12 protein-coding genes are annotated in these 15351 nt (G+C 67.4%); 6 read left to right on the top strand and 6 right to left on the bottom strand.

Annotated features, from left to right (window positions below; genetic code table 11):
- Positions 1 to 329: 329 nt before the first annotated feature.
- The 3 genes from ACAD63_RS03580 to purN are packed head-to-tail and all read right to left on the bottom strand — an operon-like array spanning position 330 to position 3856.
- A complete protein-coding gene (locus ACAD63_RS03580) occupies positions 330 to 1721 on the bottom strand; it encodes a mechanosensitive ion channel family protein (protein WP_133092220.1) in 1392 nt (463 codons plus the stop codon).
- A 57-nt stretch (positions 1722 to 1778) separates the two neighbouring features.
- Positions 1779 to 3191, bottom strand: a complete 1413-nt coding sequence (locus ACAD63_RS03575) for an RsmB/NOP family class I SAM-dependent RNA methyltransferase (RefSeq protein ID WP_133092221.1) — start codon at positions 3189 to 3191, stop codon at positions 1779 to 1781.
- Positions 3188 to 3856, bottom strand: a complete 669-nt coding sequence (gene purN, locus ACAD63_RS03570; protein WP_195431920.1) for a phosphoribosylglycinamide formyltransferase — start codon at positions 3854 to 3856, stop codon at positions 3188 to 3190. Before purN ends, ACAD63_RS03575 begins: the two co-directional genes overlap by 4 nt.
- Before the next feature lie 266 nt (positions 3857 to 4122).
- Here purN and ACAD63_RS03565 point away from each other — a divergent pair, with 266 nt between their 5' ends.
- Positions 4123 to 4782, top strand: coding sequence for a response regulator (locus ACAD63_RS03565; protein ID WP_133092223.1), 660 nt, complete (start codon positions 4123 to 4125; stop codon positions 4780 to 4782).
- A gap of 24 nt (positions 4783 to 4806) precedes the next feature.
- Here ACAD63_RS03565 and ACAD63_RS03560 read toward each other — a convergent pair whose 3' ends face one another.
- Positions 4807 to 6609 carry an ATP-binding protein gene (locus ACAD63_RS03560; protein ID WP_434033961.1) on the bottom strand — a complete coding sequence of 601 codons (1803 nt, stop codon included), beginning with the start codon at positions 6607 to 6609 and terminating at the stop codon, positions 4807 to 4809.
- A gap of 286 nt (positions 6610 to 6895) precedes the next feature.
- Here ACAD63_RS03560 and ACAD63_RS03555 point away from each other — a divergent pair, with 286 nt between their 5' ends.
- The 5 genes from ACAD63_RS03555 (at position 6896) to dut (ending at position 13286) form a co-directional block, all read left to right on the top strand.
- Positions 6896 to 7891, top strand: a complete 996-nt coding sequence (locus tag ACAD63_RS03555) for a bifunctional riboflavin kinase/FAD synthetase (protein ID WP_133092225.1) — start codon at positions 6896 to 6898, stop codon at positions 7889 to 7891.
- Positions 7892 to 8005: 114 nt separating this feature from the next.
- On the top strand, positions 8006 to 10906 hold the full coding sequence (gene ileS / locus ACAD63_RS03550) for an isoleucine--tRNA ligase (RefSeq protein ID WP_133092226.1): 2901 nt from the start codon (positions 8006 to 8008) through the stop codon (positions 10904 to 10906).
- A complete protein-coding gene (gene lspA, locus ACAD63_RS03545) occupies positions 10906 to 11436 on the top strand; it encodes a signal peptidase II (RefSeq protein ID WP_135705873.1) in 531 nt (176 codons plus the stop codon). Before ileS ends, lspA begins: the two co-directional genes overlap by 1 nt.
- A 122-nt stretch (positions 11437 to 11558) precedes the next feature.
- Entirely contained in the window at positions 11559 to 12761 is a 1203-nt protein-coding gene (gene coaBC, locus ACAD63_RS03540; RefSeq protein ID WP_434033428.1) for a bifunctional phosphopantothenoylcysteine decarboxylase/phosphopantothenate--cysteine ligase CoaBC, read from the top strand.
- Positions 12762 to 12791: 30 nt separating this feature from the next.
- Complete coding sequence (dut, locus tag ACAD63_RS03535) at positions 12792 to 13286, top strand: dUTP diphosphatase (RefSeq protein ID WP_133092229.1); 495 nt, start codon at positions 12792 to 12794, stop codon at positions 13284 to 13286.
- 54 nt (positions 13287 to 13340) lie between these two features.
- Here the strand turns inward: dut and ACAD63_RS03530 are convergent, their stop codons facing one another.
- Complete coding sequence (locus ACAD63_RS03530; protein ID WP_434033427.1) at positions 13341 to 14189, bottom strand: VOC family protein; 849 nt, start codon at positions 14187 to 14189, stop codon at positions 13341 to 13343.
- Positions 14190 to 14236: 47 nt separating this feature from the next.
- Positions 14237 to 15232, bottom strand: coding sequence for a tripartite tricarboxylate transporter substrate binding protein (locus tag ACAD63_RS03525; protein ID WP_434033426.1), 996 nt, complete (start codon positions 15230 to 15232; stop codon positions 14237 to 14239).
- Positions 15233 to 15351 lie beyond the last annotated feature (119 nt).

The following is a 15351-nucleotide window of genomic DNA, read 5'->3' as shown; positions in this document are numbered from 1 at the left end:
CGCAGAAAAAATAGCTGCGAATCTATTGATTGCGATAGCTGTCTGGCGCTTGCCTCGGGACCCGAAGTCGCTCCGGGCTCCCTGGCACGCGAGTCTGGCGCCGGCCGTGGCAGGCGGGACAAGGTACGAGCCGCTGCAATCTGGCGGCTGTCTGATGTGGGAGCGGGATGTCTCAACCCGCGACAACCCGGCATTCTACCGGATTGGCGAGGGCGCAAGCATACGCTATTTCCCGGATTTGGACGGGGTGCAACGGTTTTCGTTCCGTGGGGTGCCGAACTCGCCGCTTGGCTGGCATCTGCACGGTCCTGTGACGCTCAGGTGACAGTCTAGGTGGCGTTGGCGGCTTCCGGCAAGGTACTTGCCTTGGGGGCGCCTGGTCCGGGCATCGGCGTCTCGTGCATCACACGCAGCTCACGCTGGGGATAGGGAATCGAAATGCCGTGCTCGCGCAGCGTGCGCCAGATGGCGCGGTTCATCGCGGATTGCACCCCTAGCTTTCCGTTCTGTGGATCGGCAATGTAGGCCGCGACTTCGTACTCGATGCCGCTGTCCGCAAACAGCACCAGGAAGGCCGCCGGCTCCGGGTCTTTCAGCACGCGCGGCAGTTCGCGCACGCATTCGGTCAGCAGTGCGATCACGGTCTCCGGGTCAGCGCTGTAGTCGGCCTGGACACGCGTCGCCACGCGCACATTGGTGTTCGAGAATGAATGGTTCTGCACCGACTGCGCCACCAATTGCTCGTTCGGCACCAGCGTCTCGCCGTCGCCGTTGCGCACCACGGTGTAGCGGGTGCGGATCTGCGACACGATGCCGGTGTACTTGTCCACCGTGATCTGGTCGCCCAGCTTGACCGAGCGGTCCAGCAGGATAATGAAGCCCGAGATGTAGTTGCTCGCGATCTTCTGCAAGCCCAGGCCCAGGCCCACGCCCAGCGCACCGCCGAACACCGACAGCACGGTCAGGTCGATCCCGACCAGCGACAGGCTCAGCAGCAGCGACACCAGCAGCAGCAAGGCCTTGGAGATGCGGGTCAGCACCACCTTCAGGTTGACGTCGAGGTTGGCCGAGCGCATCAGCCGCTCCTCCAGCCAGGACCCGAACCACATCGCCACCAGCACCGTCAGCAGGATCCAGACCCCCGCCATCAGCGTGTCGGCGAGGCTGATCTTCTGCTTGCCGCCGATCGAGAAGCGCACGTCCTGCATCCACGCGACCACCTCCGACAGCACGCCAAGCACATAAAGCGCCATGCCGATCCACACCAGCGTGGTCAGCACCTTCTCCACCAGCAGCAGCATGCCGTGCAACTGCCCGCTGCCGGACATGACCCGCCGCAGGATATAGAAGACGACATTGAGCGAGGTGATACCGAACAGCGGCACCAGCGCCAGCCGCAGCACGCTGATCGGGATCAATGGCTCCAGCGCGAAGCGCGCGACCATCACCAGCACCCAACCTGCCAGCGGGAACATGGCCCGCTCCAGGCTGGCGGCTGCAAAGCGCAGCGAGAAGCTGGAACTGGCGTAGCGCGCCTCGAGCCGGTGCACCACATAGCGCCCCAGCGGCCACGCCACCGCGAGGCAGCCGGCCAGCACCAGCAGCTGCCAGAAGAACCCCGGGCCGCCGGCATCGCGGATCAGGTCGTCCAGCATCTTGCCGAACATCGAATGGGAGGCCGTCAGCTCGCCGCCGAGGCCGGACAGGGTTTCACCGTTCATCGGGGAGACTCAGGTTGAGGGCCGCCGTCCGCTGCAGACGGGCGGCGGCCACAGGCGTCAGCTGGTGCGTTCCAGCACCGCGGCAAAGAAGCCGTCGGTCTGGTGCAGATGCGGATACAGCGCGAACATGCCGCTATCCTGAGGCAACGCGGGCACTTCGATCTTCTGGTCGGCCAGCACCTCGCTGGCCGGAACCAGGCGGAAGTTGGGGTGCGCGGCGAGGAAATCGCGCACGATGGCCTCGTTTTCGGCTTCGAGCACGGAGCACGTGGCGTAGACCACGCGGCCGCCGCCCTTGACCAGGCGCGCCGCCGACTCAAGGATAGCGCTCTGCTTGGCAGTCAGCTCCAGCACCGATTCCGGCGTCTGGCGCCACTTCAGGTCGGGGTTGCGCCGCAGCGTTCCCAGCCCGCTGCACGGCGCGTCCACCAGCACCCGGTCGACCTTGCCGGCCAGGCGCTTGATCTTGGCGTCGCGTTCGGAGTCGATCAGGACCGGATGGACGTTGGACAGGCCGCTGCGCGCCAGGCGGGGCTTCAGGTTGGCCAGGCGCTTTTCCGACACGTCGAAGGCGTACAACCGGCCGGTGGAGCGCATCGCGGCGCCCAGCGCCAAGGTCTTGCCACCCGCGCCGGCACAGAAGTCGACCACCATCTCGCCACGCTTTGGCGCCACCAGGTTGCACAGCAGCTGGCTGCCTTCGTCCTGCACCTCGACCAGGCCGTTGACAAAGATTGGCAGCTGGTTCAGCGCGGGCTTGCCGGTCATGCGGATGCCGGCGGGCGCCATCGGCGTCGGCTCGGCGCCCAGGCCGGCGGATTGCAGCTCGGCCAGCGCCGCATCGCGGCTGGTCTTGCCCAGGTTGACGCGCAGGTCAAGCGGCGCCGGGCGCAGCCAGGCATCGCCCAGTGCCGCGGTAAATTCTTCGCCATGGCGGCGCACCAGCTCGTCGTACAGCCATTCGGGCAGATTGGTGCGCACGCGCGGGGCCAGGCTGGAACGCTCGATCGTGGTCAGGCGGTCCAGCCATTCGGCCTCTTCGGGGTGCAGGAACGGCGTCAGCACGTCGCGTCCGAGCGTGGCCGCCAGGCCCAGCAGCGCCAGGCGGCGCGAGCTGGCGCCGGTGCCGCTTTCCGCAAACTGCGCGAACTCCACGCGCCGGCGCAGCACCGCATAGATGGCCTCGGCGATGATGCCGCGCTCGCGATGGCCCAGCTTGCTGTTCTCGCGGAAGTAATAGCTCACCACGGCATCGGCCGGGCGGGCGAACAGCATGACCTTGCCAAGCAGGCGGTCGATATGCTGGATATGCGAGGCGTGCAGCCCGCCGTGCATGCGCGGCGCGCCGTCGCGGACGGCATTGCCGTTGGCGGGCTTGCGGATGGGGCTGCCCTTGCCCTTGCTCTTGCCGCGCGGCGGCGCGTGGCCCTCGCTACGGGTGGGACGGGTTCCTGCCTGGTTGCGGCTCATGCCTCGACTCCTGCCGCCCGGGTATGGGCGGAGATGGCCATCAGCAATTGCGGCTCGGCCGGGTTGATAACGTTGACCACGCCGTCCTGCAGTCGCAGGCGGTCCTCGACGAACCAGCGGACGGCGCGGGGATAGATCTGGTGCTCGCAGTCGAGCAGGCGCTCGGCCAGGCTTTCGGGCGTGTCGGTGGGCAGCACATCAAGTGCAGCCTGGATCACGATCGGACCATGGTCGAGTTCCGGGGTAACGAAGTGCACGGTGGCGCCGTGCAGCTTGACGCCGGCGTCCAGCGCTTGCTTGTGGGTGTTCAGCCCCGGGAAGCACGGCAGCAGCGACGGGTGGATATTCAGCAGCCGGCCCGCATAGCGGTCGACAAAACCCGGCGTCAGGATGCGCATGAAGCCGGCCAGCACCACCAGGTCGGGGGCGTGGGCATCGATGGCCTCGGCCATCGCGGCATCAAACGAGGCGCGGTCGGGAAACTGGCGATGGTCGACCACGCCGGTGGCAATGCCTTGCTGCTGCGCGAACTGCAGCCCGGCGGCATCGGGCCGGTTCGACAGCACCGCTGCCACGCGCGCCGGCCAACCGCCGCCCGCGCAGGCACGAACGATGGCTTCCATGTTGGAGCCACGCCCGGAAATCAAGATGACAATTTTTTTCATCGCGCAATTCTACCAAGGCGAGGCACTAAACTCCGGTAAAGCGAACCCATTAGGTACTTAATTCACCAGATCCGGACAAGTTGCAATGCCTCTAACATGTGACGATGGCGCCGTATACCCCCGATTGATGGATTGTGACGCTTCGCCCCCTCTGCTAGAGTGGGCGCTACGTCCACGCGCCAATCCTGTGCAGGTTTTTCACGACACAGTGCTCCAAGCGAGCGGGTGACAACAAGGACGAAACGGGAAATTAGACGGGAACTCGCATGTCGAACGCTGCACCGACGTTGTTGGTGGTCGATGATCATCCTATGGCCTTGTCAGGCACCACGGCCTTCCTTGCCGAAGTCATGCCGGATGTCGCGGTACACGCCGCCGGCAGTGCCCGAGAAGCCCTGGCGAGCCTGCAGCAGGGGCTGCGCCCGGATATTGTGCTGCTCGATATCTGGCTGAACGACGGCACCGGCTTCGATGCCATGCAGTCGTTCAAGACCGTGATCCCCGGGGCGCGCTTTATCTTCATGTCCGCAGAAGCCACGCCCGAAATCGTCGGCCGCGCCCGTGCGCTGTCGGCATGCGGCTTCGTCGGCAAGCATCTCGATGCCAATGCCTTCACCGCCGCGGTGCGCAAGGTGCTGGCGGGTGACACCTCCTTCCCTACCGATGAAGCCCTGAACGGGCGGGCCCAGTCGTTTGGCCCCGCGCACGGCATCCCGGTTACGCCGGCCGAGCTGGGCCTGACGCCGCGCCAGGGGTCCGTGCTGGCCCTGGTGCTCGAAGGCCTGCCGAACAAGGTGATCGCGCGCCGGCTCGGGCTGACCGAGAACACGGTCAAGGAGCATGTCTCGGCGATCCTGCAACGCCTGGGCGTGCGTACCCGGATGCAGGTGATGTCGCGGATGGAACGGTTCCGCCTGCGCCAGTAAGGCGCCGCGCCTGCCCTCCCCAGCCTAAGCCGGGCGCAGCCAGCGCCGCAGCAGCATCCGCAGCGACGCCGGGTCCACCGGCTTGGGCAGCACGAAATACCCCGCCTCTTCCGCCGCCGCCAGCGCGGCCGATTTCAGGTCGCCGGTCAGCAGCGCGCTGCGCGCCTGCGGCTGCGTGTTCTGCCAGCGCTCCAGCAGGTCCAGGCCGTTCTCGCTGCCCGGCAGCCGCAGGTCGCAGAAGATGATGTCCGGGCGCAGGCCCTTGGCAAACAGCTTGTCGGCCTCGGCGCCGTGCGCGGCGCAGGCCACGTGGATGCCCCACGCCTCCATCAACGCGATCCACGCCTTGCGGATCTGGCTGTCGTCGTCGACCACCAGCACCGTGCCCTGCAGCCGGTCGGGCTTGGCTTCCTGGGCCTGCGCCATGGCACGCATCTCGCGCACGCTGGCGACGGTCTCGGCCGGCACCGGGGCCAGGGCGAACCAGAACACCGAGCCCTTGCCCGGCACCGAGCGCACGCCATAGGTGCCGCGCATCAGCCGCACGCACTCCTTGAAGATCGCCAGGCCGAGGCCGAGGCCCTGAGACGGGTCGCGCTGCGGGTTGTTGACCTGGTAGTACGGCGAGAAGATATCGGGCAGGTGCTCGGGCGTGACGCCGGCGCCGGTGTCCCACACCTCCAGCCGCACGTGCTTGCGGCGCTGGCGCGCGGTCACCAGCACGCCGCCGCGCTGGGTATAGCGCAACGCGTTCTGCACCAGGTTGAACAGCGCGCGGCGCAGCAGCACCGGCTCGGCCATCGCGTACAGTTCGTCGGGCACGCGCGGCGTCAGCATCAGGCCGCTTTCGCGGGCGTCGGCGGCAAACTGGCTCATCACGTCGCGGATCAGCGCGCCCAGCTCGCACGGCTCCAGCGTCGGCAGGACCTTGCGCCCTTCCAGCTTGGACAGGTCCAGCAGCGAGCGGAACAGCAGGTCGATGGTCTGCGTGCCCGCCGCCACCTGCTCCACCAGCGGATGCAGCGACGACGACTGGTTGCGCGCGCGCAGCGCTTCAACCAGCATCACCAGCGCATGCACCGGCTGGCGCAGGTCATGGCTGGCGGCGGCGAGGAAGCGCGATTTTTCTTCGCTGGCATGCAGCGCGCGCTCCTTTTCTTCCTGGAACTGCTTGGCCAGCCGGCGGCTGTCACCCTCGAGCTGGATCGCGCGGACCAGCGTGAGCTGCAGGTTGAAGGCATGGCGCGACAGCATCAGCGCGTAGATCCCCAGCAGGCCCTGTACATAAGCGCCATGGCCGGGGAAGGCGAACTCCGCCATCAGGATGCTGGGCACCAGGATCGGCACGCCGGCGTACACCAGGTTGGACGGCACCGGGGCCTGCGATACCGCGCCGCCGGCCAGCACGCCCAGCGTCAGCAGGTACAGCACGCTGGAGAAGACCACCGAGTCCGTATACAAATGCAGCAGTGCCGAGCTGCCCCAGGTTACCCCGGTCAGCAGCGCCAGCACGCGCATGTTGTTCCACCACCTGCGCGTATGCGCGGAACGGCTCATCGAGGCCCCGTCGCGCTGGTAGCCGACATGGAACCACAGGCCGCCCGCGGTCAGCAGCAGCATGATCGCGCACCAACCCAGCAGTGCGGCGTGGCTGACTTCGCCCCAGAATCCCAGCGTGGTCAGCGCCGGCAGCAGCACGGAAGCGACGATGGCGGTCGGCGCATTCTTGTGCACGATGGCCATCAGCTTGGCGCGGGTCTCGACGTCAAGCTCACCGCTCGATTGCGGCAGTATATGGGGCCGAAGCCGGGGGAGAAGCCGGGACAGGAACCGGTTGGGCAGCGCGTTCAAATGTGGCTGGCTTGAGATGGCAGGCGCAAGGCGAGAAAAAGCGGCAAGAAATGTCGTGTCGCGCGCGTTTTGGCTGCATGTGACGTCGGCGTGACACACAAGTGGTGCATATCATGCCGCCTTTTGCCGTATCGCGCCATGCCGGGGTAGGCGGATGCAGCACAAAAACAGCAGCTTAGCGCACATGGGGGCGCAGGCAGCGGCAAGCCGACCCATTCGCCTTATAATGCCCGCTTTACCCGAAACATTTCCCGCCGTCCCCGTGAAAGTCTTCCGCGGCCTGCCCAACGCCGAGAGCCGGGCGCCCTGCGCGCTCACCATCGGCAATTTCGACGGTGTGCATCGCGGCCACCAGTCGCTGCTTGCGCGCGCGCGCGCGGCGGCGGACGCGCGCGGCCTGCCGCTGTGCGTGATGACGTTCGAGCCGCATCCGCGCGAGTTCTTCACCCCGGACAAGGCGCCCACCCGCATCGCGCTGCTGCGCGACAAGCTGGAAAGCCTGCGCCGCAACGGCGTGGACCGCGTCGTGGTCGAGCACTTCAACGCCCACTTTGCCAGCCAGTCCCCGCAGGAATTCGTTGAAAACGTGCTGTGGCACGGCCTGCACACGCGCTGGCTGCTGGTCGGCGACGACTTCCGCTTCGGCGCCAGGCGCGCGGGCGACTTCGCCTACCTGCAGGACGCCGGGCACCGGTTCGGCTTCGACGTCGAGCAGATGGGCTCGGTCTCCGAGGGCGGCATCCGCATTTCCAGCTCGGCGGTGCGCCAGGCCCTGGCCGATGGCGACCTCGAGCACGCGCGGCGCCTGCTGGGCCACGGCTATGCCATCAGCGGCCACGTGATCCACGGCCGCAAGCTGGGCCGCGACCTGGGCTTCCCGACGCTGAACCTGCGCATCTCGCACAAGCGCCCGGCGGTCAACGGCATCTTCGTGGTGCAGGTGCACGGCATTGCCGACCACCCGCTGCCCGGCGTGGCCAGCATCGGCGTGCGCCCGACCATCGAGGACGCCGGCCGCGTGCTGCTGGAAGTCCACCTCTTTGACTTCAATGAAAGCCTGTACGGCAAGCTGGTACGGGTCGAATTCATGAAGAAGCTGCGCGACGAGGCGCGCTTCGACAACCTGGAAGACCTGACCGCCGCGATCGCCAAGGACAGCGCCGACGCGCGCGGGTTCTTCGGCCTGACCGCGCCCGGCGCTGCCGAGGGCACCGGCGGCCGCGACTTCGCTACCTCCGCCACCGACCGAATTAGCTAGCGGCCGGCGCCCGCCAGTGTGCGCGGGCCCGGTTCGCATGCCCCGCCCAGTCTTCCCGCGCGCGCCCCGGCCTGCTGCCGGCCGCGCGCCAAACGAATTGCTCCGAGAATCGAAATGTCCGACGACAAACGCGCCAAGTCCGATCAGAACCAGAAAAACAAGTATCCCGTCAACCTGCTCGACACGCCCTTCCCCATGCGTGGCGACCTGCCCAAGCGCGAGCCGCAGTGGGTCAAGCAGTGGCAGGAGAAGCAGCTCTACAAGAAGATCCGCGCGGCGCGCAAGGGCGCGAAGAAGTTCGTGCTGCATGACGGCCCGCCGTATGCCAACGGCGATATCCACATCGGCCACGCCGTGAACAAGGTGCTCAAGGACATGATCATCAAGGCGCGCGGCCTGAGCGGGCTCGACGCCGTCTACGTGCCGGGCTGGGACTGCCATGGCATGCCGATCGAGATCCAGATCGAGAAGAAATTCGGCAAGGGCCTGCCGGTGCAGGAAGTCCAGGCCAAGGCGCGCGCGTACGCCACCGAGCAGATCAAGCGCCAGATGGTGGACTTCGAGCGCCTGGGCGTGCTGGGCGACTGGGACCACCCCTACCTGACCATGAACTACAGCAACGAGGCGGACGAATTGCGCGCGCTCGGCAAGATCATGGAAAAGGGCTACGTGTTCCGCGGCCTGAAGCCGGTGAACTGGTGCTTCGACTGCGGCTCGGCGCTGGCCGAGGCCGAAGTCGAGTACAAGGACAAGGTCGACCTGTCGATCGACGTGGGCTTCCCGTTTGCCGAGGCCGACAAGCTGGCGCACGCCTTCAAGGTGCCGTTCGACCAGATCAACGCCAAGCCCGGCTGGATCGTGATCTGGACCACCACGCCGTGGACCATCCCGAGCAACCAGGCGCTGAACGTGCACCCCGAAGTGGAATACGCGCTGGTCGACACGCCGCGCGGCTACCTGATCCTGGCCACCGAGCGCGTCGAGGAGCAGCTGAAGGTCTACGCGCTGGAAGGCAAGGTCATCGCCACCGCAACCGGCGCCGCGCTGTCGGAAATCCGCTTCCACCACCCGCTGGCCAAGATGGACGCGGGATATGACCGCCTGTCGCCGGTCTACCTGGGCGACTACGTCACCACCGACACCGGCTCGGGCATCGTCCACTCGGCGCCCGCCTATGGCGTGGAAGACTTCCAGTCGTGCAAGGCGCACGGGATGCCCGACAGCGACATCATCAGCCCGGTGATGGGCAACGGCGTCTACGCCGGCACGCTGCCGCTGTTCGGCGGGCTGTCGATCTGGGATGCCAACCCCAAGATCGTCGACGCGTTGCAGGAATCGGGCAACCTGTTCAACTCGCACAAGTACACCCACAGCTACATGCACTGCTGGCGTCACAAGACGCCGATCATCTACCGCGCCACCTCGCAGTGGTTTGCGGGCATGGACGTGGATCCGACCGAGGAGAACGGCAAGCCCGTGCCGACCCTGCGCGAGACCGCGCTGGCCGGCATCGATGCCACCGAGTTCTACCCGGCGTGGGGCAAGCAGCGCCTGCACAACATGATCGCCAACCGGCCGGACTGGACGCTGTCGCGCCAGCGCCAGTGGGGCGTGCCGATGGCCTTCTTCGTGCACAAGGAAACCGGCGCGCTGCATCCGCGCACGCCTGAACTGCTGGAAGCCATCGCCAAACGCGTCGAGCAGCAAGGCATCGAAGCCTGGCAGACGCTGGATCCGGCCGAACTGCTGGGCGACGAAGCCAGCCAGTACGAAAAGAACCGCGACACGCTCGACGTCTGGTTCGACTCCGGCACCACGCACTGGACCGTGGTCCGCGGCTCGCACCGCGACGACCTGTACGACCCGGCCGCCGACACAGCCGAAGGCCGCCTTGCCGACCTCTACCTGGAAGGCTCCGACCAGCACCGCGGCTGGTTCCATTCGTCGCTGCTGACCGCGTCGATGCTGTACGGCAAGCCGCCGTACAAGGCGCTGCTGACGCACGGCTTCACCGTCGACGGCGAGGGCCGCAAGATGTCCAAGTCGGTCGGCAACACCGTGTCGCCGCAGGACATCTCCAACAAGATGGGCGCCGAGATCATCCGGCTGTGGGTGGCCTCGACCGACTACTCGGGCGAGTTGTCGATCTCGGACGAGATCCTCAAGCGCGTGGTGGAAAGCTATCGCCGCATCCGCAACACGCTGCGCTTCCTGCTGTCGAACCTGTCCGACTACGACCACGGCAAGCACGCGCTGCCGGCGTCGGAATGGCTGGAGATCGACCGCTACGCCGTCGCGCTGACCGACCGGCTGCAGAAGGAAGTGCTGTCGCACTACGAGGCCTACGAATTCCACCCGGTGGTGGCCAAGCTGCAGACCTTCTGCTCGGAAGACCTGGGCGGCTTCTACCTTGACGTGCTGAAGGACCGCCTCTACACCACGGCGGCGGACTCCAAGGCCCGCCGCGCGGCGCAGAACGCGCTGTACCACATCACCCAGGCGATGCTGCACTGGATGGCGCCGTTCCTGTCGTTCACCGCCGAGGAAGCGTGGCAGGTCTTTGTCCACGGCACCGAGCACACCGACACCATCTTCACCAGCACCTACTACCCGGTGCCGGAAATGGACGACGCCGATGACCTGCTGCAGAAATGGCATACGCTGCGCGAAGTGCGCGCCGAAGTCACCAAGCAACTGGAAGCGGTGCGCGTCGAAGGCGAGATCGGCTCGTCGCTGCAGGCGGAGCTGACCATCCAGGCCGGCGGCCCGGTGCTGCAGGCGCTGCAGAGCCTGGGCGACGACCTGCGCTTCGTGCTGCTGACATCGTCGGCCAAGGTCACCGCCGCGCCCGAAGCCGGCGACCTGCTGGTGACGGTAACGCCGTCGGCACATGCCAAGTGCGAGCGCTGCTGGCACTACCGCGCCGATGTCGGCCACAACCCGGACCACCCCACCCTCTGCGGCCGCTGCGACAGCAACCTGTTCGGCGCCGGTGAACACAGGAGCCACGCCTGATGGCATCGACCACGTCCCGATCCGCCCGGCCGGCGCGCCGCGGCAGCAAGGCCGCGGGCAACACCACGCCGCTGCTGTGGCTGGCGTTCGCACTGCTGGTGGTGCTGCTTGACCAGTTCTTCAAGATCGTCATCGTGCGCAGCTTCACTTACGGTGAGTCGCGCCCGGTCACGAGCTTCTTCAACCTGGTGCTGGTCTACAACAAGGGCGCGGCATTCAGCTTCCTGGCCGACGCCGGCGGCTGGCAGCGCTGGTTCTTTACCGGACTGGGCCTCGTGGTCGGGGCGTTCATCGTGTGGCTGCTGTATCGGCATACCGGGCAGCGGTTGTTCTGCTTCGCCGTGTCGCTGATCCTGGGCGGCGCGGTCGGCAACGTGATCGATCGCGTGGTCTACGGGCACGTGGTCGACTTCCTGGATTTCTACGCGGGCCGGTATCACTGGCCGGCCTTCAATGTCGCGGACTGCGCGATCACGGTCGGCGCGGTGCTGCTGATCGTGGATGAGTTGCGGCGGGTGCGGAAGCACTGAACTGCCGGATTGTGTTCCCCTCTCCCGCCGGGCGGGAGAGGGGAGCAAACCATCTTGGGAAGCAAACCTCCAGCCGGCTTCCCCGGTATCATTTCCCTTTCCCCCCAGCCAGGTTCCCCACCATGGATTTGCGCGGCAAGCACATCGTTCTCGGCCTGACCGGCGGCATCGCCTGCTACAAGTCGGCCGAGCTGGTCCGCCTGCTGACCAAGGCCGGCGCCACCGTGCAGGTGGCCATGACCGAGGCGGCGACCCACTTCATTACCCCGGTGACGATGCAGGCGCTGTCCGGCCGCCCGGTGTTCCTGTCGCAGTGGGACGCCCGCATCGACAACAACATGGCGCATATCGACCTCTCGCGCGAGGCCGACGCCATTGTCATCGCACCCGCTTCCACCGACTTCATGGCGCGCCTGGCCAACGGCCTGTGCGACGACCTGCTGAGCACGCTGTGCATCGCGCGCGACTGCCCGCTGCTGGTGGCGCCGGCGATGAACCGCCAGATGTGGGCAGCGCCGGCAACCCAGCGCAATGCCGCGCAGCTGCGCGCCGACGGCGTGACCATCCTGGGGCCGGGCAGCGGCGACCAGGCCTGCGGCGAGGTCGGCGACGGCCGCATGCTCGAGCCCGAAGAACTGCTCGACGACATCATCGCCTTCTTCCAGCCCAAGCCGCTGCAAGGCAAGCGCGTGCTGATCACCGCCGGGCCGACCTTCGAGGCAATCGACCCGGTGCGCGGCATCACCAACCTGTCGTCGGGCAAGATGGGCTTCTCGATCGCGCGCGCGGCGCGCGAGGCCGGCGCCGAAGTGCTGCTGGTGGCCGGGCCGACCAGCCTGCCGACGCCGCGCGGCGTGGTGCGCACCGATGTGCGCAGCGCGCAGCAGATGCATGATGCAGTGCTGGCACAGCTGCCCGGCGCCGACGTCTTCGTCGCGGTGGCCGCGGTGGCCGACTGGCGCCCCGCCGAAGTGGCCCGGCAGAAGCTGAAGAAGGCCAACGACACCGACACGCCCACGCTGCAGTTCGTGCAGAACCCGGACATCCTCGCCACCGTGGCGGCGCGCACGGATGCGCCCTACTGCGTCGGTTTCGCGGCCGAAAGCGAAAACCTGGAGCAGTACGGCGAACAGAAGCGCCAGCGCAAGGGCGTGCCGCTGCTGGTCGGCAATATCGGCCACCATACCTTTGGCCTGGACGACAACGAGATCGTGCTGTTCGATGCCGCCGGCATGACGCGGCTGCCGCGCGCCGACAAGCTGTCGCTGGCGCGCCAGCTCGTTGCCGCAATCGGCCAACGCCTGCCCGGGCGGGCGCGTCCCTGATTGTTGAAACGAATTTTCCCGAGATTGTCTATGACCCAGCCTCTGAACCCCACCGTCGAAATCAAGGTGCTCGATGCCCGCCTGAACGAATGGGGCCTGCCTGCCTACCAGAGTGAAATGGCCGCCGCCATCGACCTGCATGCCTGCGTCGACACGCCGGTGTCGATCGCCCCGGGCACGCCCGCGCAATTAGTGCCGGCCGGCATCGCCGTGCACATGGGCAACCCCTACATGGCCGCGACCATCGTGCCGCGCTCGGGCCTCGGCCACAAGAAAGGCCTGGTGCTGGGCAACTCGATCGGCGTGATCGATGCCGACTACCAGGGCCAGATCATGGTCAGCGTGTGGAACCGCAACGCGCCGGGCACCGAGCCGATCGTGATCCAGCCGGGCGAGCGCATCGCGCAGATGATGTTCGTGCCGGTGCTGCGGCCGGTCTTCACGACGGTGGACGAGTTCAGCGAAGACAGCGAGCGCGGCGCCGGTGGCTTCGGCTCGACCGGGGTGCATCACGCCAAGGCCTGACGCTCATTCACGCTGGCAAAGGAAGACTGGCGCCCTGTGGCGCCAGTTTGCATTTCAGCTGCGCTGTTCGAACAGCAACGCCACGCCGCCGGCCGCCTCGGCCGGCACCAGCGTTTCGCGCGGGCCGAGGTCGAGGGTCGGCACGCCGGCGTTGCGCCAGAGCGCGCGCGCCGCGGCCAGGTCGCCGGTACGCAGGCGCATCGCGGCGTATCCCGGCACCTCCCTGTGCACATGCGCCGTGCCGGTCGCCGAGGCCAGCGCCTGCGGCGTGCTGACCACTAGCGCGGCGTCATCCAGCGCCAGGCTGCTGACGTGCTCGCTCAGCTGCGTCAGCTCGCCGCCGGTCAGTTCCGCATAGGCCCGCGCCGCGGCATCGACCAGCGCGGGGGCCACCACCAGGAACATGGTCGCGATGCTGTCGGCGCCGTTGGCGTGCGACATCCATTCCGGCCGCCACAGCAGCTCGGGCGTGCGGTGCTCGCAGACGAAATAGCGCGCGCCCGGGGCATCGTCGAGCGCGGTCACGCGGAAGGTGGCGGGATGTTCGCTGCCGTCGTCCAGCCGCACCGGGCGCGAGAACTCGATCGGATCCGAGGTGTACCAGCCCGACGCACGCAGCCGTGCGGCGGTGCCGAAGGCGTCGTCGCTCTTGCACGACATTGCCGCGCAGCCGCCGCCGCGCGCCTGCGCGTCCCAGTAGTACTGGCGGCTGGGGGTGGGCGCTGTGACGTGCAGCAGCTCGACGTAGTCGTGCCCCAACATGATGCAATGGTTCTGCGAACCCAGCGTGTGGTAGCCGCGCGGCGTCAGCGTAAAGCCGAGCCGTTGCCAGGCCTGCGCCCCCGCATCGAGGTCGGGACACACCACCACCGCATGGTCAAACATTTCCGCTTGGCTTGCCATCGACATCACCTCGGTCTGTGCGGCGGGCGCGCCTGCGCCGGCCGCCGTCATTCGAACTGGATATTGGCCTTGCGCGCCACGGCCTGCCACTTGTCGTGCTCCTGGCGCACCAGCTTGCCGAGGTCGGCCGGGCTGCCGCCGACGATCTCGAAGCCCTGCGCGGCCAGCGCATCGACCACCCGCGGCTGGCGCAGCGACTCGACCAGCGCCTGGTGGATCCGCGTGACCGTTGCCGCGGCCAGGTTGGCGGGCCCGAACACGCCGATCCAGGAATAAGCTTCAAAACCCTTGAGCCCCTGCTCGGCCACGGTCGGCACCTGCGGCAACTGGCGCAGGCGGCTGGTGCCGGTCACGCCCAGCACCTTGATGGTCCGCGCGGCCACATGCGCTTGTACCGCGGCATAGCTGCTGAAAAAGAGATCGACCTCATTGGCCAGCACCGCCTGCACGGCCGGGCCGCCGCCCTTGTAGGGCACGTGGAGCATGTGCATGCCGGCTTCGGTCGCCAGCGCCTCGGCTGCAAGCTGGTTCAGGCTGCCGATGCCGGACGAGGCATAGCGCACGCTGTCGGGCTTGGCCTTGGCCAATGCCACCAGTTCGCGCACATTGGCGGCCGTCAGCGAGGGATTGGCGGCGATGACCAGCGGAAAGCGCACCAGCTGCGAGATCGGCGTGAAATCGTGGAAGGTGTCGTAGGGCAGCTGCTTGTAGGCAAACGGGTTGATGGCGTGCGTATCGAAGGCCATCAGCAACGTGCTGCCGTCAGGCCTGGCGCGCGCCACGGTGCTGGACGCGATCAGGCCGCCGGCGCCCGGCTTGTTGTCGACCACCACGGTCTGCCCCAGCGCCGCCTTCAGCCCCGGCTGCAGCTGGCGCGCGACGATATCGACACTGCCGCCGGGCGGGAACGGCAGCACCAGCGCGAGCGGACGGTTGCCGGCCGGCGCCTCGGCGGCGGCGTGCATCATCGGGACAGGCATGGCGCCCAGCGGCAGGATCTTGAGCAGCAGGCGGCGGCGCCGCGTGCGTTCGGCAGAGGACATCGGGTATTCGGGCGTTGGCGACCGCAATGCCGGCGGCCGCCGGGACAAAAAAGAAGGGGCGGCATCACTGCCGCCCCCTGTATTTTGCCCGATGATCGGCCGCGTTGCAGGCGACCCCC

Source organism: Cupriavidus sp. a3 (assembly GCF_051015765.1).
In the GTDB taxonomy this organism is placed as follows: Bacteria; Pseudomonadota; Gammaproteobacteria; order Burkholderiales; family Burkholderiaceae; genus Cupriavidus; species Cupriavidus oxalaticus_A.
Note: the sequence above shows the minus strand (reverse complement) of the source record. Positions and strands in the feature narration are given on the sequence as shown.

Bases quoted from the DNA above. Each gene is read 5' to 3' on its own strand.
- ACAD63_RS03575 (WP_133092221.1), bottom strand. From the start codon at position 3,191: ATGAGCCGCAACCAGGCAGGAACCCGTCCCACCCGTAGCGAGGGCCAC.
- coaBC (WP_434033428.1), top strand. From the start codon at position 11,559: ATGGATTTGCGCGGCAAGCACATCGTTCTCGGCCTGACCGGCGGCATC.
- ACAD63_RS03530 (WP_434033427.1), bottom strand. From the start codon at position 14,189: ATGGCAAGCCAAGCGGAAATGTTTGACCATGCGGTGGTGGTGTGTCCC.
- ileS (WP_133092226.1), top strand. From the start codon at position 8,006: ATGTCCGACGACAAACGCGCCAAGTCCGATCAGAACCAGAAAAACAAG.
- ACAD63_RS03565 (WP_133092223.1), top strand. From the start codon at position 4,123: ATGTCGAACGCTGCACCGACGTTGTTGGTGGTCGATGATCATCCTATG.
- ACAD63_RS03580 (WP_133092220.1), bottom strand. From the start codon at position 1,721: ATGAACGGTGAAACCCTGTCCGGCCTCGGCGGCGAGCTGACGGCCTCC.
- purN (WP_195431920.1), bottom strand. From the start codon at position 3,856: ATGAAAAAAATTGTCATCTTGATTTCCGGGCGTGGCTCCAACATGGAA.
- ACAD63_RS03525 (WP_434033426.1), bottom strand. From the start codon at position 15,232: ATGTCCTCTGCCGAACGCACGCGGCGCCGCCGCCTGCTGCTCAAGATC.
- lspA (WP_135705873.1), top strand. From the start codon at position 10,906: ATGGCATCGACCACGTCCCGATCCGCCCGGCCGGCGCGCCGCGGCAGC.
- dut (WP_133092229.1), top strand. From the start codon at position 12,792: ATGACCCAGCCTCTGAACCCCACCGTCGAAATCAAGGTGCTCGATGCC.